The organism is Candidatus Abawacabacteria bacterium, assembly GCA_016207805.1.
Classification (GTDB): Bacteria; Patescibacteriota; Gracilibacteria; order RBG-16-42-10; family RBG-16-42-10; genus JACQZO01.
This window is the reverse complement of sequence record JACQZO010000020.1, coordinates 71,800-93,961: the sequence shown is the minus strand read 5'-3', so window position 1 is coordinate 93,961 and position 22,162 is coordinate 71,800. Positions and strand designations below refer to the sequence as shown.

At 38.9% G+C, this 22,162-nt stretch carries 20 protein-coding genes and 2 tRNA genes; 11 read left to right on the top strand and 11 right to left on the bottom strand.

Going from position 1 to position 22,162, the window contains the following annotated elements; genetic code table 11:
* Positions 1-6 precede the first annotated feature (6 nt).
* From HY817_04365 to HY817_04355, 3 genes are all read left to right on the top strand, one after another.
* Positions 7-663 (top strand): hypothetical protein, encoded by a 657-nt coding sequence (locus tag HY817_04365; GenBank protein MBI4836464.1) that lies wholly within the window; start codon positions 7-9, stop codon positions 661-663.
* A gap of 3 nt (positions 664-666) precedes the next feature.
* Complete coding sequence (locus tag HY817_04360; GenBank protein MBI4836463.1) at positions 667-1,257, top strand: tetratricopeptide repeat protein; 591 nt, start codon at positions 667-669, stop codon at positions 1,255-1,257.
* A 158-nt stretch (positions 1,258-1,415) separates the two neighbouring features.
* Positions 1,416-2,828, top strand: a complete 1,413-nt coding sequence (locus tag HY817_04355; protein ID MBI4836462.1) for a phosphomannomutase/phosphoglucomutase — start codon at positions 1,416-1,418, stop codon at positions 2,826-2,828.
* Positions 2,829-2,977: 149 nt separating this feature from the next.
* On the opposite strand, the gene rpoD is transcribed toward HY817_04355, so the two are convergent.
* Complete coding sequence (gene rpoD, locus HY817_04350) at positions 2,978-4,861, bottom strand: RNA polymerase sigma factor RpoD (GenBank protein MBI4836461.1); 1,884 nt, start codon at positions 4,859-4,861, stop codon at positions 2,978-2,980.
* A gap of 11 nt (positions 4,862-4,872) precedes the next feature.
* The gene (gene dnaG, locus HY817_04345) at positions 4,873-6,612 is read right to left on the bottom strand and encodes a DNA primase (protein ID MBI4836460.1); all 1,740 of its coding nucleotides are present in this window, start codon (positions 6,610-6,612) and stop codon (positions 4,873-4,875) included.
* 170 nt (positions 6,613-6,782) lie between these two features.
* Between dnaG and HY817_04340 the strand changes: the two genes are divergently transcribed.
* Positions 6,783-7,541: a hypothetical protein gene (locus tag HY817_04340; protein ID MBI4836459.1), complete on the top strand. Its 759-nt coding sequence runs from the start codon at positions 6,783-6,785 to the stop codon at positions 7,539-7,541.
* On the opposite strand, the gene HY817_04335 is transcribed toward HY817_04340, so the two are convergent.
* The 5 genes from HY817_04335 to HY817_04315 all read right to left on the bottom strand — a co-directional run bounded on the left by HY817_04335 (position 7,507) and on the right by HY817_04315 (position 11,214).
* Positions 7,507-8,130, bottom strand: coding sequence for a class I SAM-dependent methyltransferase (locus HY817_04335; GenBank protein MBI4836458.1), 624 nt, complete (start codon positions 8,128-8,130; stop codon positions 7,507-7,509). The two genes, HY817_04340 and HY817_04335, sit on opposite strands and share 35 nt — an antisense overlap.
* Positions 8,131-8,135: 5 nt before the next feature.
* Positions 8,136-8,765, bottom strand: coding sequence for an NAD(P)H-dependent oxidoreductase (locus HY817_04330; protein MBI4836457.1), 630 nt, complete (start codon positions 8,763-8,765; stop codon positions 8,136-8,138).
* Between the two features lie 86 nt (positions 8,766-8,851).
* Positions 8,852-9,304, bottom strand: coding sequence for a methylated-DNA--[protein]-cysteine S-methyltransferase (locus HY817_04325; protein MBI4836456.1), 453 nt, complete (start codon positions 9,302-9,304; stop codon positions 8,852-8,854).
* Positions 9,304-9,681 carry a peptide-methionine (R)-S-oxide reductase MsrB gene (gene msrB, locus HY817_04320; protein MBI4836455.1) on the bottom strand — a complete coding sequence of 126 codons (378 nt, stop codon included), beginning with the start codon at positions 9,679-9,681 and terminating at the stop codon, positions 9,304-9,306. The genes HY817_04325 and msrB overlap by 1 nt, the downstream gene beginning before the upstream one ends.
* 108 nt (positions 9,682-9,789) lie before the next feature.
* Positions 9,790-11,214, bottom strand: coding sequence for an ABC-F family ATP-binding cassette domain-containing protein (locus HY817_04315; protein ID MBI4836454.1), 1,425 nt, complete (start codon positions 11,212-11,214; stop codon positions 9,790-9,792).
* A 145-nt stretch (positions 11,215-11,359) separates the two neighbouring features.
* On the opposite strand from HY817_04315, the gene HY817_04310 reads away from it, so the two are divergent.
* The 4 genes from HY817_04310 to HY817_04295 all read left to right on the top strand — a co-directional run bounded on the left by HY817_04310 (position 11,360) and on the right by HY817_04295 (position 14,322).
* Positions 11,360-11,445: transfer RNA gene (locus HY817_04310), tRNA-Tyr, on the top strand.
* A 172-nt stretch (positions 11,446-11,617) separates the two neighbouring features.
* Positions 11,618-11,707 (top strand) — tRNA-Ser (locus HY817_04305).
* Between the two features lie 303 nt (positions 11,708-12,010).
* Positions 12,011-13,096, top strand: coding sequence for a hypothetical protein (locus tag HY817_04300; GenBank protein ID MBI4836453.1), 1,086 nt, complete (start codon positions 12,011-12,013; stop codon positions 13,094-13,096).
* Positions 13,097-13,251: 155 nt separating this feature from the next.
* The gene (locus tag HY817_04295) at positions 13,252-14,322 is read left to right on the top strand and encodes an NUDIX domain-containing protein (GenBank protein MBI4836452.1); all 1,071 of its coding nucleotides are present in this window, start codon (positions 13,252-13,254) and stop codon (positions 14,320-14,322) included.
* Positions 14,323-14,330: 8 nt separating this feature from the next.
* On the opposite strand, the gene HY817_04290 is transcribed toward HY817_04295, so the two are convergent.
* Positions 14,331-16,013, bottom strand: a complete 1,683-nt coding sequence (locus HY817_04290) for a hypothetical protein (GenBank protein ID MBI4836451.1) — start codon at positions 16,011-16,013, stop codon at positions 14,331-14,333.
* 166 nt (positions 16,014-16,179) lie between these two features.
* Between HY817_04290 and HY817_04285 the strand changes: the two genes are divergently transcribed.
* Together HY817_04285 and HY817_04280 are read left to right on the top strand one after the other, a co-directional pair.
* On the top strand, positions 16,180-16,533 hold the full coding sequence (locus tag HY817_04285) for a four helix bundle protein (GenBank protein MBI4836450.1): 354 nt from the start codon (positions 16,180-16,182) through the stop codon (positions 16,531-16,533).
* Positions 16,534-16,658: 125 nt separating this feature from the next.
* Entirely contained in the window at positions 16,659-17,411 is a 753-nt protein-coding gene (locus HY817_04280) for a hypothetical protein (GenBank protein ID MBI4836449.1), read from the top strand.
* Positions 17,412-17,420: 9 nt separating this feature from the next.
* Here the strand turns inward: HY817_04280 and HY817_04275 are convergent, their stop codons facing one another.
* Complete coding sequence (locus tag HY817_04275) at positions 17,421-19,088, bottom strand: hypothetical protein (protein ID MBI4836448.1); 1,668 nt, start codon at positions 19,086-19,088, stop codon at positions 17,421-17,423.
* A gap of 139 nt (positions 19,089-19,227) precedes the next feature.
* On the opposite strand from HY817_04275, the gene HY817_04270 reads away from it, so the two are divergent.
* Positions 19,228-19,986 (top strand): hypothetical protein, encoded by a 759-nt coding sequence (locus tag HY817_04270; protein ID MBI4836447.1) that lies wholly within the window; start codon positions 19,228-19,230, stop codon positions 19,984-19,986.
* 31 nt (positions 19,987-20,017) lie between these two features.
* On the opposite strand, the gene HY817_04265 is transcribed toward HY817_04270, so the two are convergent.
* Positions 20,018-20,368, bottom strand: coding sequence for a four helix bundle protein (locus HY817_04265; protein MBI4836446.1), 351 nt, complete (start codon positions 20,366-20,368; stop codon positions 20,018-20,020).
* A gap of 104 nt (positions 20,369-20,472) precedes the next feature.
* Positions 20,473-22,143, bottom strand: a complete 1,671-nt coding sequence (locus tag HY817_04260; protein ID MBI4836445.1) for a hypothetical protein — start codon at positions 22,141-22,143, stop codon at positions 20,473-20,475.
* Positions 22,144-22,162 lie beyond the last annotated feature (19 nt).

Here is a 22,162-nt window from a genome sequence, read left to right as displayed (position 1 = left end):
GCAAGCATGTCACTTACTAGTATTTTACAAGATCCTCAGCGCTCGCATGCCTATTTATTGGTAGCCAGTCAAAATGATACTTTACATTTAGAATTGACCCATTTCTTGCAAAATGGTGCCGCTGAAATGCGAGCTTTTGCCCAATCTCTTGTCCCTGAAGAGGGCAAAATAGATGTAGAAGCTGCACGTCGCTTTCGCCAGTCATTTAGTTTGCAAAGCGTGACTACTATTTCTTTGGGTATTATCGAGCAAGTAGATAAGATGACTATTCCTGCTCAACAAATGTTGTTGAAGCTTTTGGAAGAAGCTCCTAAACAGGTACTCTTTTTACTTACTACCACCAAGCCCCGAACCTTGTCGCGGCCGATACTGTCACGTCTACGTTTGCTTCGTATTCCAGATAAGGAAACTCTGATCGATCAGGATTTTATCGCAAAGGCAGATGTATTATTTGATCCTCAAAAACTGCTTTTTGAAAAACAACAAATGCTGGAGAAATTACTTAAGTCATATGATAGCGATACTTTGCTTTACAATCTGTCTCATTATCTTTGGCGTAAAGGTGCTGACTCCAGCACTCTACAAAAATGGTTTTCTACATTATCATATACCCGTCATACTACTACTTTGCGTAATGCATTAGAATACTTTTTTCTTACTTAGATTATGGTTTATATAGCATTTATCTCATGGCTTTTAGCATTAGCTATTATTGGCCGCAGACTATTCCTTTATTCCACGGGAACACGTTTGGCTGCTGAAGAAACATTTGCACCTATTGATCAAATTTTGGAACAGACGATTTCATTGGAAAGGATGTTTCAAAGCAATCTCCATCAAATGGGTTTTGGTGAGCTTTCGGAATTAGCAGAAAAAGCTAATGCTAAGAAAGATTATCGTAAGGTAGTAAAATATTTGGAAGAAGCTTTGAAACGTGAAATTCCTGCAGATCATTATATTCGTATTCATGTATTGCTAGCTGAAGCCTATACCGCCCTAAGGGACTATATGCGTGCTTTGGTAGTGATTAATAAATTAATCCTTCATTTCCCTCGAGAAGCGGTGTGGTTGGAACAAGCTGTTTCTATCCAGTTAGTAGCAGGTCATTATGAAGATGCGGTCAGAACTGTGCAGCAGCTTTTGCAATTAGATCCGGGACGTAGAGACTATTTAGAACTTTTGGCCAAAACATATCGCAAGCTGAAACAACATGATAAAGCGAGAGAAATTTATCAGGATATTCACCGTAGTCGGTGAAATTACGAATTACAAATGCCAAATTACAAATAGGGCTCAGGGAAAATGGAAGGATGAACCAGTTCATCCTTCCGTTTTTTAGGGAAATATGTTTCTATAATTTCCTTCCTTATTTGTTCCGACCATTTGGAATTTGTAATTCGTAATTTGTAATTTCTATGTCTGTTTCTCAACACATTTTTCGAGGTTATGATATTCGCGGCTTGGTGGAGAAAGAACTAAGTGATGAAGTGGTTGCAACCATAGCCAAGGCATATGCTACGTGGTTAATTAAACGCCGTATTCCTGATTGTGTTGTTGGTTTTGATTGTCGGTTAAGTAGTCCTCATTTTCGGGATATTGTTGTTGAAACGTTGCTTTCAGCAGGTATTACCGTCTATGACATCGGCATGACATTGACTCAGGTTGCTTATTTCGCTCAGTATTATTTTCGTACTCGGGGAATGATTATGATTACAGCTTCACATAATCCTAAAGAATATAATGGTTTTAAATTTGGTACTGGCTACTCTGAGACGATGTTGACTGAAGATATTCAATTGTTTAAGCACATGGTGAATGAGGGAGAATTTGTCGCTTTACCGGTCGCCGGCAAGCATATTCGTAGTACTATTTTCCCGGCTTATATAGCTGATTTGAAACGCTATATTGGTCCCATTAAATCATTCAAGGTGGTAATTGATGCTTGTGCAGCTACTGCTGGTGCATTTTTGCCCCAGATTTTACGTGAATTTGGTTGTACTGTGATTGAACAAAATACTGTTCCAGATGGCAATTTCCCTGTTGGTACTCCTGATCCTACTGAGTCAATTGTCCAAAGGCGTTTGGCTGATCGGGTCAAACTCGAACAAGCTGATGTAGGTTTCTCTTATGATGCTGATGGTGATCGAATGGGGGCAGTAGATGAACAGGGGAAGCTATTGTGGAATGATACATTGGTGTCATTATTTGCTGGTGACATTTTGGATAATTTACCTGGTGCTAAAATCGTATTTAATACTTTGTGTTCTAAGCAAGTTACTGAAGTCATTAAGCGTAGTGGCGGAGTGCCGGTAATGTGGAAGACGGGACATTCTTTTATTAAAGCGAAAGTGCGAGAAGAGGGAGCGGCATTTGGGGGCGAATTGAGTGGCCATTTTTACTTCGTTGATAATTTTTACGGTCATGATGATGGTGCTATCGCATCATTGCGTTTATTGGCTTATTTAACTCGTAAGAAAAAGACATTGGGGCAAGTGCTTGCTACTTTCCCCAGCTATATTTCTAGTCCAGAAATTAAACTAGGCTGTCCCGATAATGAGAAGTTTCATTTGATAGATAATGAAATTCAAGCTGAATTAAGAAGACTTTATCCTGAAGCAGAATATGTCACTATTGATGGTGTGAGACTAGACACCAAAGATGAAATGGTAATTATGCGTGCTTCTCAAAATGGTCCCTATTTAACAATTAAATTTGAAGCAAAAACGCTACAAAAATATAATCTACTCAAAGAACAAATTAGTGCAATATTACACCAATTTGCCAATATTGATTGGAGTGAGGGAGTGAATGTGGAAGCTTTGAAATGAATTCTGAATGCAGAAAGCTGAATTCAGAATGGACAGTGGGAACGAAAGTTGTTGAATAGACGATAATGTATGATTTTTTTGAAAAGCAGAAAGGGACGCAGCCTCCTCATTCAATTCAGAACTCAGCATTCCGCATTCAGAATTCGGAGTTATTTCCCTCCCTTTCTTTTCTTCTCCAGGCCAAAAGTCTCTAATCTATCCGTGAGAGCTAAATTTACTTCAAATTCGTTTTCATCGGCATTGATACTGATTACTTTGCCGATTTTTTCGTATAGGGGGACTATTGGCGCTGTTTCTTGGTAGTAGGAGCTCAATCTCAGCTTCATGCCTACCATGTTTTCTTCTTTGACTAATTTCAATTCATGCTGACACTTTTCACATGTTTCTAGTGTGGAATCTGCTGAATAAACAGTCTGACAGTAGCCACACACTTTCTTTTTGGTGATGCGGGTAAGAGCATGGTCGTCACTGGTATTGAAGAGGACGACGACAAAATTCCTTTTGTTTTGGCTCATCATGCGATTGAAGAAGTCTGCTTGAGCTAAATTACGAGGGAAACTATCAAAAATAATGGGTTTGTCTGCTGGTACCGTAATAAGAAATTGTTCTAATATTTGTTGTAAAATTTCACTAGGGACAATTTGTCCAGCAGTGAGTAAATGTTTCACACGTCTGCCCACATTATTGTCCAATTTCATTGTTTTTTGCAGCTCATGTTGTAAGTCAAAAATGGTCATATCATAACGCTCTGCTAGCTTGTGGGCCTGAGATGTTTTGCCACTACCTGGTGGTCCTAAAAATACTAAATCAGGAAAGTAGGTAAAACTCATGCTCGTACTCAAAAAGTTGAGATCATTATCTTGAGCTTGTTCGGCTTTACTTAAATTGATACGAACACTTTCAGGATGTTCGCGTAATTTGACCAAAGCCTTGGCTTCAATTTGACGGATACGTTCACGAGTGACGCCAAATTCTTGGCCTACTTCTTCCAAAGTATGGCCAATACCATCTTCTAGACCAAAACGCATGCTAATAATTTTCTGCTCACGTGGAGTGAGAGATTGCAACAAACGGTGAACATCTTCTTTCAAAAGTTGTCTTGAAGCTTGAGATGAAGGACTCAAGGTAACGTCATCTTCAATAAAGTCGCCCAATCTACCAGAATTATCACCATCTGATCCTACTGGTGCTTCTAGAGAGACAATATCTTGGGAAATCTTTTTGATATAGCGGATTTTTTTTACATCCATGCCCATTTCTTGGGCGATTTCTTCGATCAATGGTTCACGTCCCAATTCTTGGACGAGGCGACGTTGAGTGTGGGTAAATTTATTAATTGTTTCCACCATATGTACGGGAATACGAATGGTACGAGCTTGATCAGCTATTGCTCGAGTAATAGCTTGCCGTATCCACCAAGTAGCATAAGTGGAAAATTTGAAGCCTTTACGATAATCAAACTTTTCTACTGCTCGAAATAAACCAATATTTCCTTCTTGAATTAAATCCAAGAGAGAAAGGCCACGACCAACATACTTTTTGGCAATGCTTACTACCAAACGAAGGTTAGCTTCAGCAAGTTGTCTTTTAGCTACAGGATCATGCTTGGTAATTCGTTTTGCGAGCATCACCTCTTCTTCGGCAGTCAAAAGTTCTACACGGCCAATTTCTCGTAAATACATTCTAATGGAGTCGCCAGCAATATCGCCTAGAGCGAAATTTTTCTTATTGGTAGAAAGAAATTTGTCACGTAATTTATCTTCTGAGCTTTTTTCCTTTGTTTCAGCATTTTCTTTTTGAGCATCTTTCCAAATAAATTCTTGTTGACTATCGACAATTTCGATACCATGTTCCAAAAATTGCATCATGATTTCTTCCACCAATGCCAAATTGGTTTCAAATTCAGGAATGGCGTGCATGACTTCTTGCTGAGTGACAAAGCCTTGTTCTTTACCCTTTTTGATCAATAACCGGACTTCCGCAGGATACTTGGCAAGTGAATCTTGTTCGCGCTTGATGCTTTTCTTACCCACGGGATAATATGTTAAGTGTATTTGAGAGTTTGGGCCGTCTCGGCCAGAATTTGCTTTTGTAGTTCCTTATTGTTTTCTTTTCTTGCTTCTTCTAGTCTTTGCTTCAAAATAATGAGTTGTTTTTTCTTTAATGTCTCTTTTGTTCTTTTGAACAAGGTATTTCTCTCTTCAGCAACTCGTTCTTCATTATAGGCCCCATAGCGTTCTTCAATCTCTAAGAGCAGTAAAGAAAATGTATCTTGAGGGATAGGCAAAGCATCTAGCAGCGAAGTTGAGGGTAACGCTGTTCGCGGCTCACTATAATATGCATGTGCTTTTCTGTAAATGTCTTGTTCCGTAGGAGCTAAAAATGCTAATAGATGCGTATCAATGAGGTCATTGATGAATTGAGGGAATTGACAACAAAATGCCAAATAATAGCTCACCATATCTGGCATCTGTGTCTTGTTGATAGTGTTATTACGATGTTTTTCGCTACGCGTCTTTTGTAATGCTTTATGCAAAATGTGGGGAGATTTACCAGTGACCAGGGCGATTTTGGTTAATGCCTCTTCTTGATCTAATGGTTTGGGTAGCTTCTTGATTAGGGGCAAGCAAATATCGGTAAATAGTTTTAATTGTTCGGGATCCTTAAGCGATACATGTTCAAAATGAGCCTGATGAATGTAATCAAGCCAGTATAGTGGCTTGGCTAAGAGTGTATGATATAGAGCTTGGTCTTGGCGTAGTAATGAGTCGGGATCACTATCATTAGGTAGCAAGGCAAAACTACAATTAATATCATTCGCTAATAGCTCAGGCATAATACGTAAGGCAGCATTTTTTCCTGCTTTGTCGCCATCAAACACAAAAATTAACTTTTCAGCAAAACGATGGAGAATATCTAAGTGTTGCATAGTAAATGCTGTACCAGAGACGGCAACCGTATTGGGAAAGTTGTTTTGTTGAGCTTGTAAACAGTCTATTTGGCCCTCTACTATATATACTTGGCCTGTTTTGCGGATATGTTCCTTGGCTTGGTGAAGTCCATAGATAAATGAGCTTTTGTGAAATAGGATAGTTTCAGGAGAGTTTAAGTACTTAGGTTCATTCTCATTGGTCAAAGCTCTGCCAGTGAAGCCAATAATATCTCCGCGATCATTATAAAAAGGGAACATAATGCGGTCACGAAACTTATCGTGGATCTTTTTGATATTTTGTTCGTCAGCGATAGCTACGCCAGCTTGTACCAACAGGTCTGTCGAGAAACCAAGGTTGGTTAGATAGTCACTCAGTCCATGCCAACCCTCTGGGGCATAGCCCAGACCAAACATTGTCACAGTTCTTGGCTCCAAAACGCGCTCAGTCAGGTAAGTTTGGGCTTTGGCATTGGTTTTGAGTTGCTCTTGGAAAAACTGAGTAGCTTTGTGGAGCAGATTTTTTAAACTATTTTTCTGTTCTTTTTGGGCTGAGAGAAACTGAGGGTTTTGCTTTTCTAAAACAACACCGACTCGTTCGGCTAAATCATTTAGGGCTTCAGCAAAATCAACCTTTTCTACAGCCATATAAAACTTAAAGATATCACCGCCTTGATGACAGCCAAAACAATAAGCAATGCCTTTGTCAGGACTGACCATAAAAGAAGGTGTCTTTTCTTGATGAAAGGGGCACAAGCCCTTTAAATTACGGCCTGCTCTTTTGAGCTGTACATAATCTTTAACGACATCTTCGATCGATAACTTTGCTTTAATTTCTACTATAGGATCAAGCATGCAATTGAGAATACCAGTCTACTGATAGCACATTTTGCACTATTAGAGAAAGTTGTATGCTACAATAATGCTAGGTCTTATTTATTTGGGAAAACATGATGGATTAAGTTGTTTTGTTGTGGTGCGATGATAAAGATGCTGTCCTTTAGCTAATAATGGAATAATTACCTATGAAGTTAACAGGTTCTTTTCCCAACCATATTACTTGGCGTATCAATGTGCTAGAACTAAGTTCTGGCCAAGATTTATTTAAAGGGAAGTCGCTGAGACACTTAAAAAAGGCGTTTTCTCTCTTGAAAGAAAGCAATTACCAATTTGTATTTGAAGCTGTAAGTGAAGAGCTTATTGCCCAGTTTGCTCCCCTTCATAGAGCGCTTATGCTCAGTCGTGGTAGTGACTTTGTGGCTAATTTTGCCAAGCTTTTGGCACCAAATCAGTGGCCATACCAAGCACTCTCTTTATATGAAGGATCTTCTTATATTGGTGGTATGATATTTCGTCTAAAAGAGAAATCAATCAATTTATGTTATCGGGTACTGCCATATAAAGTAGCTTTTTATTTACCAGCACCGCTGGCACGTTTGTCGGATATTCTACTCGTGGATGAGGCGATTAAACAAAAAAAAGAATATTATAGCTTAGGGATGGACAGAAATCCCTATGGTCACTATGGCTCAGTCGGTTTGGCTAATTATAAACTAATGATGAATGCGCGTCCTTATATATCGAGTAAGGTGGCAATGGTAGATGAAATTGAATGGAATGGCACTAATGATATCTTAGCATTTGAAGGCCACTGCGGCAGTAATTCAACGCATGTGAAACTATGCTTAGTAGACAGCCATAGTCTTGATAAATACCAATTTCTGAAAAAAGATTTTCTTACTACGGATATTATTTCCGCTTCTGGTGAAACATTGCAATGGTGAAATCATATTTATGATAATGGTGTCGAAAAACAATTTTTTTGGTGAGAGAAAAGCAATAATTAAAAATTTCTAGAGCATCAACGTATCTAATCAGGCCTTTACTAGAAATATCTTTAGACACTGGATGTTGTCCTGACATGTTAAAGACCGTAGCTGAATTGGATTGATCAAAAAGCTTTTTGATCATTTTTTTTCTCTGCTCGATATCAAGAATTGCAAAGTTGAGTGTGCCACTAGTCAGCACAATATCAGCTTTTTCTTGAAAATCATCTGACCAGAAATCTGCCACACTGAAGTTGAATTCGGGATAAGATGCCTGTGCTTGAGCAATAAATTCGGGCATGATATCTATGCCATGGTAGGTGAAGTTGTTTGATTTACTTGCTATATAAGGCAATAGATTACCCAAGCCACAGCCAACATCAAGAATGGATCTTTTTTCTAGCTCAATATCAACAAGTAATTCTTTGTATCTTCTGGCAGCCGGCTTGTAAAAAGGCCAGTGCATAGCATGTAATCCGTTATTATGCTGATTGATGGCATCCTGGTATGTTTTTCTGTGCTGCTCGGTTATTGTTTTTTGTTGCATATATATTATTTCCCCATAATTACTTCGTTTTCTGGCCAACGTACTTTTTGTTGCTGAGCATTGCTGTCCGTGTCACTTCTAAAACCTACAGCACAAAGTACAGCAGATTTTATTCCTAATGCATTCAGTCCTAGAATTTCGTCAAATTTATTTTTGTCAAAGCCTTCCATCGGTGCGGCATCAATTTGATTAACAGCACATGCGCTTAATGCTACGCCTAGGGCTATGTAAACTTGTTTTTGCATCCATGCTTGTAATTGTTCAGGATTAAGTGGGGATATGGAACCAACCATCATGTCACGATAACCTTGTAATGCTTCTCTTGGAGCACCGTTTTCTTGGACAATGAAATCCACAAATCTATCAATGTAGGCTGTATCAAGTGTATTTAAGGTACATAAAACAATTAAATGAGATGCGTCGGTAACTTGAGCTTGTCCCCAGGCAGCTTCGCGCAACTTTACTCTGAGGGCTGGATCACTTACTACTACAAACTTCCATGGTTGTAAGCCAAAAGAAGAGGGAGATAAGCGTAAAGATTCAGTAACGAGATGAAGTTGTTCTGCTGACAATTTTTTATTGGTATCGAATACTTTGGTTGCATAACGCCAATTGAGGGAATCGAGGAAAGACATAGAAATTACAAATTATGAATTACGAATTACAAATGAAGGCACAAGTAATGGGACAAAGATTTGCTAGTCCTTATTGTGTATTGAGTCTAGCTGAATTTTCTTTCATGTTCTAGCAGCCACTTTTTTCGGGGGAGAGTACCACCATAGCCAGTTAGTGAACCATCTTTGCCTATTACGCGATGGCAGGGCACTAGGATAGTTAGTTGATTTTTGCCATTGGTGCCTCCTACAGCTCTGATGGCTTGGGATTTGTGAATGAATTTAGCTTGGTCGCTATAGGACCAGGTTTGGCCATAAGGAATATGGGTCAGAGCTTCCCATACTTTTTGCTGGAAAGCGGTGCCTTCTTGTTGATAAGGGATACTAAATTCTTTTCTTTGTCCTTGGAAGTATTCGTCTAACTGGAGTAGGCAATTATTGAGCAATTCATCTGCATCATTCTTGAATGCTTGTTCCACAAACAGAATGGAATGAATAGCGCTATTCTGGCTAGTGATCTCGATTATCCCGATGGGAGAATGATAGTAGGCTTTTAACATCATGATGCTTTAGGGATAAAATCTAATGCTAAAGAATTGATGCAGTAGCGTTGATTTGTCGGAGCGGGGCCATCATCAAAAACGTGACCGAGATGAGCGCCACAATTGGCACAGGTTACTTCTGTGCGCACCATACCATGACCTTCATCAAGAACTTTTTTAATATTTGCCTGATACATCGGGTCCCAAAAGCTGGGCCAACCTGTCCCTGAATCAAACTTTGTCTCGGAAGAGAAAAGGGGATTTTTGCAAGCAGCACAATGATATACTCCGGGTTCCTTATTTTGATAATACTTACCAGAAAATGGTGGCTCGGTACCCTTTAAAAAACAAATGTTGTATTGCTCAGGGGTAAGTTGGTCTTTAAAATCAATCATAACAATTGCGAATTACTAATTACGAATTACAAATGAAAATGGAAGGAATTAGGATAAGGAAACATGCTAAGTTGGAGATACCTCTTACTAATTGCACTATATACCTAATTACTCAATGGTAATAATCTTTTCTATTCTCAGCTTTTCAATAAAATAACGATCATGAGAGACAATGATCATGGGAATAGGTTGTTCGATAATAAGTTTTTCTAGCACTTCGCGGGAGAAAATATCGAGATGATTCGTGGGTTCATCTAAAATTAATAAACTAGGTTCTTGGCAAAGCATAATAGCTAATTCTAAACGTCTTTGTTCACCATAACTTAAAGTGACAATTTTGTTGTCGATAAAGTCGGTGGGGAAAAGAAAGCGATGGAGAATACTACGAGCAATGCTTTCTGGTTTTCTGGTAGCATCACTGAAGGCATCAAGTACAGTTTTGTTTTTCGCTAGTTCACTGTGTTGACGTAAATAACCGATTACTAATTTGTCACCATATTCTACTAAGCCTTGATAGTCTGTATCTAAACCGGCGAGAATGTTGAGTAGAGTAGTTTTCCCGGCTCCATTTTTACCTTGGATCAATACTTTCTCGGTACCATGAACTTTGAACTTCACCCCAGCAAGTAATTGTTTATCAGCAAATTGTTTCCCTTGAATATCAACTTTTAAGGCTAAGCCAATAGTAGTGGCAGGAATCCTAGCAGGTTTCATTACTGGATCAATAATTGGTTTACTAATGTGTTGTTCTTGAGCTCTTTCCAGTGCGGCTTTTTTGCTCGCTAGTAAGCTGCTAAAGCGTAACTTTTGCTGATTGCTGTTGGCTCTTACCCAGAGACGAAGTTCTTCGATTTCTGCTTCCTCTTTTTCATATTGATGGAGAAGACGATTACGATAATGTGCTCTTTGGATTAAGAAGTTTTCATAGTTGCCTGTATATTTCTGGATAGTCTGATATTGACTATCCATTTCCCAGATCTCTGGGATAACATGGCAGATAAGACTGCGATCATGAGAAACAATCAAAATGGTGCCTTTGAAGTTGCGGATAAAGTCTTCTAGCCAATCAATACCTTTTTGATCAAGATTATTGGTTGGTTCGTCTAAAAGTAAAATTGTGGGCTCACTCAGTAATAATCCGGCTAGGGCAACCTTAATTTTTTCGCCGCCACTCAAGTGATGTATTTCAGCGATTAAGTATTCTGGTGCTAAGCCCACAGCTTGCATGGCAATATCCACTTTGTAATTGTGCCATGCTTCCGCCATCAAGCTCTCTAAATATTCTCCCACTAATTGATGCTCGCCGAAATTTGGTTCTTGCGGTAGATAGGAAACTATTTCTTGATAAATATTCACTTCACCCGGAATCGTTTCATAAATACCCACGATGCTTTTTAATAGTGAAGATTTGCCAGAACCATTTTTGCCGACAATAGCAATCCGTTTTTTTGCTTTACCCTCGATATTAACGCTGAAGTCTTTGAGTAAGTCAGTGCCAGTGTGATTGATAGTGAGATTGGTGATTTGAAGCACAAGAAAATTGTGAATTAGTAATTAGGAATTAGAAATGGGAGACTTCTTCACTATATTTCATCTAGATTTTAGAATCTAGAATCTATAATTCTAATTCCGTGTTGACGTGGCAAGCAGAAGTTTATAGAGTGTGAGCGCTTTATGGGGGTCGGTACCGAAGTGGCCAAACGGGGCAGACTGTAAATCTGCTGGCTTACGCCTTCGGCGGTTCGAATCCGTCCCGGCCCACCAACGAGTCCGAAGGAACTCGTCTTATCCTAATCTTTATCCTCGATTAATAAGGCTGCCTTTTTGTAAAGGACAGTCGAAACGGACTCGAAGGATTAGTATAAGGATAAGAATAATGGGAAAGCAGGTCTTTCTAATCCACATTCTCCTCGCTTCATTCTTCATTCTTTTATTTGGAGAGATCGCATAGTGGTCTAGTGCACACGCTTGGAAAGCGTGCATCCTCGCAAGGGGATCAGGAGTTCGAATCTCCTTCTCTCCGCCAACCTGCGCTCTGCGAGCTTCGGTTGGCAGGCCAGTCTGCCGAAACTTTCGGTGTAGGTAGGCCAACGCTGATAGGCTAATTTTACATGTACGTTATTATGAATAAAAGGCCAGCAGCTGAGCCAGTGCAGTGTTAGGCTGCCGACTGTGTCCTCTGAAGGCTTTGCGCAAGAGGAAGTGCTAATGCACGCAGGCATACCAGGAGATCGAAGATGAATAAAATTAAGTAAATGATCTATGGCTTTTTTATGTGAGTAGCATAGGTGATTCAATGCATTTATGGTATTATTTATAAAAATACAATATGTCTCGGTTGCCTTCAGAATCAGATCACTCTCTTGAATCTAGAAAAAGATTAAAAATTGATAGAAAAGTTTTGGCCTTGGTTGCTACACTTGGTTTAGTGGGGGCTATTAAACATATACTGAATTCAGGTGAGCCTTCCAATCCTTCTGCCCATAGGAACGAAACAGCCCAGGTGAATTCAGATGGAATAATTCATAGGCCGATCACAAATAACTCAACTGATTCGCTACCTTCTCACCATTCTTTGTTAGTTACTAATGAGTCCGCTTCTTCTGCTCTCACTCATCTTGCTCAGGAACGTTTTGCTCAACAACAAGAGCGAGCTGCTAATGAAGCGGCTATCACTGCTCAAAGTATTTCTGAGAGCTGGGTTGCTGACATTAGTGCCAGGGTGGATCAGGCACGTTCTCGTAGAGAAAAAGCTGAAGGCATCCATGCAGCATTTATTAGCCAGTTTGGGCCCGACATTGGTCCGAGTAATACTAACTATAATAATGCCTGTGAGGTAGCTAGATGGGATTCTTCTACCCATAGAGATAGTTATCCTGTACATGCCATTCTACCAGTATGGGAAAGATTATATACTGATAAAATTCAAGCTTGGCTTCAGAGTGCTAATGGTGCCGATCGTGAACGTGCTTTTGTTCTTACTCTTGGGATTGAGTTAGGAGTGGAACCTGATGTGAATAGGACTATGCCAAACGCTTTAGATATTGCTATGGGGCGCAATGATTCAGCTATCTATATCGGACGAACTTCTTCTGTAGCTCAGTCTCACTATGATTGGGTGCTTGATTTATTGAATACAAAAATTTCAAATCATCAGGAACGAAGACGTTGTAGCGGTGTTGCAGATTCAATTACTCGTGAACGTGCTAGCTTGGCGACTATTACCTATTCTTTAGTACAACATTATCCTGAGGCAATTAGTCAATTGCCAGCAAACTGGTGGACTCTGCTAAAGAAGGAAGTTGTGTTGAATCATTTGCAAGATATTCTTGATCATTTTGGCACCTGGCGAAGAATACCTCGTGAGCGTTATGAGGCGGCACGGCTTTACCTGATGGGCTTGATAGTAAGTTAATGCTGCTTCTCACCAGTAATATGACCTGGGCCGGATAATAATGCTGGTGATCGGCTGATAGTAAAAATCAACTAATAGTGGTTGATGGACTAAAACAACGCTAAGACTATTGACATCCTTTATTGATGTGGTATTTTATTTTCCGGCTTTTGCATATGGCTTCAATTCTTCATCATGATCTTGTGGGATCAATTCCTCCTTCGACTCCGCCGTCACCTAGTGAAACTGGGGATGATTTACGAAAAAAAGTTATCGTAGCATCCGTTGCTATGCTGAGGGCTGATTTTAAAGCGGTTTTAATAGCTAGGAGAAGGAGCGATTCCGTGCGTAATGGGGGAAAATGGGAGCTTATTAGTGGTAAAGAAAGTCCTGAGGATAGGAATTTGTGGTTTACTATATTGCGTGAACTAGAGGAAGAAATTGGTATGATTGTGGGCCAGCACTATTGGGATGTTTGGCAATTGGATAGAGACTGTCCTTATTATGATACTGAGGATGGGAAATATCGTTTTTTGATTCATCGTATTGTGGCGGTCTTAAAAAAGTCATCTCGATTAGCTTTGAAGCCAGAAAGGCATGGCCACGATAAGGTAGAATGGCTTACAGAACAAAGGTTTTTAGAGCTGGCTAGTCCTGATCCTGATCGGGAAAGTGGTAATTTTGTGCCTAATTTAGAGCCTTATTTAAGGAGGGTTTTTGCTGCTTGTGCTGTTCGTGGCGTAATCTTGGACGCACTTACCTCGGGAGTAGATGTGGAAGTTTTGCCTTTAGTTCTTTCTGAAGGAGGGGGTAATGTATTGATGTCTAAAAGGGATCATGTGCTATCAAGTTGTCATTTGGCTCCTGGCCAGCATATTAATGATGTCCTTAGAGATGCAATTCCGGATAAAGCGAAACTACCATTTGCTCAAGCTTTGTTAAAGTTAGAGCTTAGTCAGAATCGCCACACTAGAGATGTACGGGCAAAAATGGCTATGGTACTGCAAGCCGAAGGGTATGGACTTTCTTCATCAGTGCCTTCTGATATGCATTGGGTAGAAATAAGTTCAGAAAACTTTCACACAAAAGTTAAAGCAGTACAGGGGTTTCAACGCAGGACATTACAATCTCTCCAAACACGTGCTCTCAGAAAGAGACCGCCATGGTCAGAATGGCTTGGCCACCATATGAGATCTGTCCATAATTCGACCAGAAGTTCATCGGGGTCATTAAAGGCGCTCAGATAATCAGCTATTTATAATACATTTTGTAAATAGCATTGTTCACAATAAACCTTTTCTTCTCTAGTAGGAGCAAAAGGACTGATAATTGATAGTGAACAATTGCTGCACTGACGCTCATATAATTTGCGAGGATTGCGCAAGCTCATGCGTTCGCTGTGGCGACAGTCAGGACACTTTTCGGGAATAGGAAAATTCGTGTCTCTCAACTTTCGTAGCTCTTGGGGCAAAATGCGATAGTTTTTGCCACAAGTGCTGCAGGCTAAAATAGCTTGGAGGATATCATCTTTCACCTCACTGATTTTGCTTGGAACATGATAGTTTTGAGGTTGATAATCTTTCTGATTTTTTTCTTTCCAGCTATAGCCTCTTTTTTGTGCTGCTTCTTGAGTTAAAGGTAAATATTCATTGGCTACTGTTTCATTGTAGGAAAATGGGGATAGGGTTGGTGGGAAAAACTCACCCCATTCTTGAGTACTTTTCATGTGAGCAATAATCTTCGGGACCAATGCTTCATACTCAGATTTAGAATACTGTTTATTGAGAATACAATATTCATTTTTTTTCATGCCATTACAGCCAAAAAGATTATTAGAATTGTAGCAAAACTGGCTATACAAAATATTTTGAGAATTAAAGACATAAATACCAAAAAGTACTTGATAGGTATTTAAAGCTCCCATCACTTGATAATTCAGTTCCGGCTTCACATAAACATTACTGCAATCCATAACATCTTTGATTTCTACGCCTACTATGACATGCTGACAGTCTTGGCTGTCATTAGTGTCATAACAATCAATACAGTTCTGACAATTTGTTAAGAAATCTCCGGTGGATGATTCACAATTGGTAATATTAGCATATTTATATATTCGCTTTTTTCTAAGATCAGTAAATAAGGCTAATGCTTTAGTAATATTCTCTTTTGAGCCCAAGAATTCGTGAACTTTTGCTATGTAAGCATCTTTTTCTAAAGGTTCATTGAGGAAATAATACTGTTTGTTATCAAGGTTGGTACAGAGAAAGCAATTCTTACAGCCTTTGAGATTATCTGAAAAATAACATTCAGTGCAATTTTGACTGTAATACGTATAATTACAGCCATAACATTTAGTCAGATAGAAACATTGGTAACACAGTTCAGAGTCGTAAATATAGCAACTATCCATGATATCTCGCGAGCTTTGAATTAATTTGCCGTAATAGCAATCCTGACAGTATTCAGAAGAATTAATTAGATGACAATTCTTACAGTAGCCAGTACCAGTCGTATATGGTGAATTTTCATTACTTACTTGGTTTAGCGCAGGTTTGGGGACAGATAAATGTAAATCAGCATATTGAGCAAAAAAGGGCCGAGAAAAATCGTACTCACGTCCATAGCTCAAGGGGTCCATACTTTCTTCCCACCATTCCTCCTGCGTATACACTTTGAAGCGATTACTGGCTGGTGAATCAGCAGAATATAAAGCAATAATATCTTTTCCTGATTGGGCAGATTTAGTGTTGTAAAGGAATTGTTCATTACGATTGATGACACGACCAATGAGACGACAATTAGGGCATTGCGTAGGATTGGGTAGCGGGAATTTTTGATTGGCAATGATAGGACTGAGGCGATCCAAAAAAGCGATTTCAGTGTCAGAAAGTGCGAATGCAGAGTGGCAGAGGGTGCAGGTTAGTGAAGTGGGCATGAGGAAGCTTGATCAATTGAGCATAAGATACAATAGAAATGAGAAAGTCGGTAGGGAGGGGGAAGGAAGATCATAAAAGACGAAGACAAAGACCAAAACGAAGACAGGGAGAAAGATTTCATAATTAAAATGGTAGCGTGAAAGAAGAGCTTTTACTTAATTCGACATGTTTTATTTTGAGAAATTGCCTGTATATATGTTAACTGAAGAATGCTACATACTTATTGTAAAGTACTGTTTAAAAAACCAGGCCATTAATGCTGAATTCCGCTCTCAACTACAAAGATCAGGATCAAGCATTCTCTTGAATATCTCAGAAGGAATGGGCAAATTTAATAAAAAAGACAAAAGAAAGTTTTATGCCATTGCACGTGGTTCAGTACATGAAAGTGTCTCTGTTGTAAAAATTCTATATTTAGAAGGGCATATTATGTCTGCCACTTTTCACGAAATTTATACCAAGTTAGATATCATTGCTCGAATGCTCTCAGCATTAATCAGAGCTATGTCCGAAAAGTAATCCCTGTCTTCTGTCTTGGTCTTTGTCTGCGTCTTCATGATCTACTCTCTCACTCCTTCTGCATTATTCATTATTGACTAAAGTTTATTCTGTGTGCTAAACCGTACTATTACTAATGATTTTTTATGGCCAGTTTAGATCTTACTTTTTTAAGAGATGGTGGCATTGAAGTCTCTCAATCGGTTGATGTGCAACTACTTATGGAATTAGCTGATGCAGCAGGAACGCTTCGACAATTAGTGGCGCAGGTTCTTTCTGGTTTAGCTGGCAAAAGTTTTAACTATGGAGATACTAGGTTGGAAGGGGTGCAATGTGAAGCACCGATACGATTAGGTGAAATGGTTTTTGTCGATGATCGATCAGTGGGAATGGAGGGCTATAAATTTCGTCTTAAGGATAAACATAGTAACAATGCGTGGGAGCCTACTGTACAAGTTGGCCGAGAAGCCGATGGGTCACCTTTGTTGGTCACTCAGACAATACATCTGGGTAACGGTGTGATTACATCTACTTTGTTAATGGGTGCTGACCCGCAATCTGGTAGACAATTGCTTGAGTGCTCTATCGTAGCAAATAAGCTCCGTACTTTTGATGGTCTTAGAAATCATACTGTTGGCACACTTGATTCCAGCCAAATGATGCGATGGGGTAGGAATTTAGTAGAAGGAGTTCAGCGAGGATTTGATTGTGTGCCCAAATCTAATAATGGTACTAATATTATTGCTGACTTATGGAATGTAGATAAGGCTTTGGAGCATTTAGGACGTACTGTAATAGATGATTCTAGGTCTCAATTTGTCGCTCAAAATGAACTGGAAATAGCGGAAAGATACTTATGCCGACAACAATTCTCTATAATGAACGCAAGCATGTTGTAAAGTAGGCTATCAATAAGTTGACTTCAAATAACATTTTTCACAGTACAAGATCTCTTTTCTTTCTGGTGAATAAGTTGTTTGTATTTGTGTATTACACTGAGCACAATTTCTATCCCACAGCGTCCAATTATTTTTCCAGCTCAGGCGTTCACGGTGGCGGCAGTCAAAACATTGTTGAGGAATAGCAAGATTTTGTTGGCGGTAGAACTTTAGTTCTTGTTGGATAATCCGATACTGCTTTTGACAAGTGATGCAGGTGAAAATTTGCTTAGTAATTTCATCTGTAACATCTTTGATATGGTCAGGAACATGGAGCTCTTGGCCATAATGCTTTGAGGTAGCTATGTCTTCTTTCCATTTTGCGCCAATAGCTAAGGCTCGTTCCTTGGTCAAAGGAAAATGGTCATATGCTGAAGTTTCATTGTAAGCGAAAGGTGACAATGCGATAGGGAAAAACTCGCCCCATTCACCAGTTGATTTCATGTGAGCAATGATTTTTGGTAACAACTCTTCGTATTGTTCTTTAGTGTATTGTTTATTTAAAACACAATATTCTTTGTGCCGTAAACTGATACAGCCAAAACAATTTTGGCAATTATTCATGCAGGTATCCGTATACCAGAGATTGCTACCAGTGTAGCTATTCAAATTGAATGCTGATTGAAAAGGAATTGGCGCACATTCACAATTTTCATAGCCAAACTCACCAATTACATAGCAGCAGTCTTGGAGATCTTTAATATCAATACCATTTTGTACCAATCGACAGTCTTTTGCTCTTACTACATCAAAACACTCAAGACAATTCTCTGTGTCGGTGAGCATGTTGCCACTGGAATTGTTTATTCTGCCAGTGCGTTGCATAAATAATCTGGGATGCTCTAAAAGCATGGCAAAGAAACTTTTTTTGATTTCTTTCAATTGTTTATTGGAGCCCAAATCATATGTTTTTCTTTTCGCTTCATACTCTGCTTTGCTATAAGGTTGGTTTTCTATGTGATACTTTTTATTGCGCAACCCCACTGAAAGAAAACAATCGTGGCAGGCTTTGCAATCATAAAGAAAGGCTGAGTCATGGCACTCTGAAGAATTTAAGATAAAGCTACTATTGTAGATATTTTGAGAGAAAAAAGAATTATAGGTGAGATCACAATGATCGATATAAAAGTTGTCGACACAATCTTTACTGTATTCCACCCAAACGCCATATAAACAATCTTGATTATAATCTGCTGTGAAAACAAGATAACAATTCTTGAGGTAGGAGACATAATTTGTGTAATCGCTATTTTCATTCATCATGCTGACCATACCCAAGCGGGGCACAGCTTTTTGTAATTCAGCAAATTGCTCAAAAAAAGGTCGAGAAAAGTCGTAGTCTCGCCCATATTCTAAAGGATCCCAACGATCGCTCCACCATTCTTTTGGTTCATAGACTTTGTAGGGCGCATCGGAAACATAAATAGAGATGAATTCATGTCCCGATAAGTCACATTTACGATGATAAAGTGCATGTTCATTTCTAAAAGCGCAGCGTCGTAAGGCTCGGCATCGGGGACATAGTCGTGGAGCGTCGATGCTCTGCTTTACTCCTTTGATCACAGGTGATATACGGTCGATAAAAGCAAGTGCTTCAGGAGATGTGGTGAAAGAGTGTGAACAGAGACGACAATTCATATAATTACAGGTGATGGCAAAAGAGGTGCGATTGAGAAAGTTTGGTGAACATAATTTCTAGAATAATTTACAATTATTTTTATAGTAGCTTGAGTAGTGTTGTGATACAATAGGTGTAGAAGAGTATCGACGACATTGCATGATTAAAGGTGAATTGGAGTATTTAGGTCTGACTCAGTCGGAAGTAGCAGTTTACCTTGCTTTACTTGAGCTTGGTGGCGGAGTGGTTAGTGCGCTTGCAAAAAAGGCCCAGCTTAACCGTGTTACTAGTTATAATACACTGTCTAACTTGGTCGACAAAGGTTATGTAACTGTAAGTAAACGAAAAAATGTACAGTTTTATGTGCCTGAATCGCCAACACTATTAGTAAGTAAATTGGAAGAGAAGTATCAGATAGCACAAAAGGTTTTGCCCGAGTTAATTGCCTTACAGAATTCTGCGAGTTTTACTCCCAAGATTCGTTATTATGAAGAAAGACAAAGTATTACTACTATATTTGAAGATATGACTAAGGCGCAAACAGAGATTTTGGGGTATACGAACTTTGCTTCTTTGCAGGAACTATTTCCTGAAGTATTAGGAAAGTTTGCTAATTCGATCATGCGACGAGAACAGAAAGTGCGATTTTTGGCACCCAATGATGAGGAAAATGATTTTTGCATCAAAAGTTTTTTCACTGAAGTGATTGCAGCTAGCCTTTTAGAAGTCTTCACTGTTAATCCGAAACAATTTCCTTTTAGAAATGGGGTGTTTTTCTATGATGATAAAATGGCGATTATTTCCTATGATAAAACAGAGCTGCTGGGCGTGATTATTCAAAGTGCTGTAAATACGCAAACCCAAAAAGCGATGTTTGACTTGGCATGGCTCGGGGCGACGAGCTTTATTGTTAGATGAAAATCTAAAAGCTAAAATCTAGAATCTAAAATTAGTGAGAAAGGTGAGAATTAAGAGTTTTTACTGTTCTAGTAAGAATCGAAATGATGCTTTCGATCATTGCCAAATGATCATTAATATCAGTCAGTAGCTGAATATCCTTTAGTAAGTTTAACCAGTATCGTGTTTCTCTGGCTTCCTTTAAAGCAATAGTCAATTTGTGACCGAAGTCAGCTCTACTATATGCAGCTACTGCTTCTTCAATGTTTGCCCCAATACTTGTACTGCTCCGCCAAAGTTGCCTCACAATGTCATATTCACGTTTGCACTTTAGTATTCGATATAATGGAAATATTGACACCACAAATTTATAGCTTTTTTCTTTAACGATATTTTGCTTCATGTATAATGAGTAAAGTATTTTCTTTGTAACATAAGAAAAATGAAAAACTCGATTTGTCCAAGCGGCCTTTTTTAATTTAGATTTTAGATTCTAGCTTTTAGCTTCTATAATTCCTTTGAATAGCAGCTCTCACAAAGTACTTTTTCGGCTCTTTCTGGAGCATAGGTAGTTTTCAATGGAATATTGCATTTCATACAGCTTCTATCCCAAAGTCTTCGGGGATTTCTACGATTGAGGCGATTCTGATGGCGGCACATGGGGCAGAGGTGAGGGACGGGGAAATGATGATTTTTATAAAATTGTAATTCTTGTTGAATAATACGATAGTTTTTCTGACATTTTTCGCAGGTGAGGATATTTTTACAAATGTCTTCACTTACTTCATGAATGTCATCAGGTACTTTTATTTCTGGTCCTTGGTAAGCGCTGCTGCTTTGATCTTCTTTCCATTTTGCTCCTAAATGTAAGGCTTCTTCTTTACTTATCGGGTAGTATTCAATAGCTACCGTTTCATTGTAGGCATAAGGGGCAGTATCTAGTGGGAAAAACTCGCCCCATTCGCCGGTAGTTTGCATGTGCTTAATTATTCTCGGCAATAGCGCTTCATAGTCTGCCTGTGAGTATTGTTTGTTCAAAATGCAGTACTTTCTTCGTCGTAAGCTTGCACAGCCAAATATGTGTTCCGAGAACATACATTGCGTAGCATAGTAAGCATACTTGCAGCCGTTACACGTGGCACAAAATAAATTTTGATAAGCCCCACCACCAACTTCCATGGAGTCATAACAAAGTTCAGCGGGCATGCCCCAAGCGAAAACGTCCATACAATCTTTAGCATCATGAAACCACATAGCATACTTACAATTTTCTAGCTTGCTCACATCATAACAAGACTCACAATTACGAGAAAAAAAGATACTATTTCCGGTAACATTTTCGTTTCGAGAACCAATCATGAACTTATGAGGAAACTGTAAAGCTTTTTCTTGCATTACTTCTTTTAGCTTTTCTACTACCGTATAACTATTTGTCCGAATTTCACTTAGTCGCTTCTCATATTCTTCTTTGCTCAACTGTTCATTAAAAAAACAATACTGCTTTCTCTGTAAATTGACGCAACCAAAACAGTTGTTGCAGCCAATACAACTAATAAGAAATTGGGATGACTGACAACCGTTACAATTTTTGCAAAAAGCACAATCATAACATTCTTCACACTCGATACATTCATAACAAAGCTCAGAATTCTTAATCATTAAATTATCAACACAGTCACGACAATCATTGACATAGTTGCCATAGTAACAATCTTGATTACGATTGGCAGCGGCCATGAGATAACAGTTTTTGAGCCAACCAGTAGATTGATTATAGTCACTATTTTCTGGATCGACATTCCACAATGCTGAGCGGGGAGCTACTTTCATTAGCTCTTTATACTGTTCAAAGAATGTTTTGGAGAAATCAAAGTCCCTACCTAGAGATAAATCATCCCACTGATCACTCCACCAAGCTTTTTGTTCATATACTTTATACTGGCAATCTGGAGCATGTACAGAAATAATCTGTTTACCAGTGAGATCGCATTTGCGATTATATAATTTTCTTTCATTACGCCACAATTGTCTTCTTCTTTGGCGGCAATATTGGCAAAGAGAAGGTGGGGGAAGGGCAAGTTTTTCACCATTGATAATTGGAGAAACTTTATCGTAAAAAGTTAAATCTTGCTCATTGATCTCGAACTGGTTTTGACAGTGATTACAGATTTTATTCATAGAAGATTAAGTTTAATTC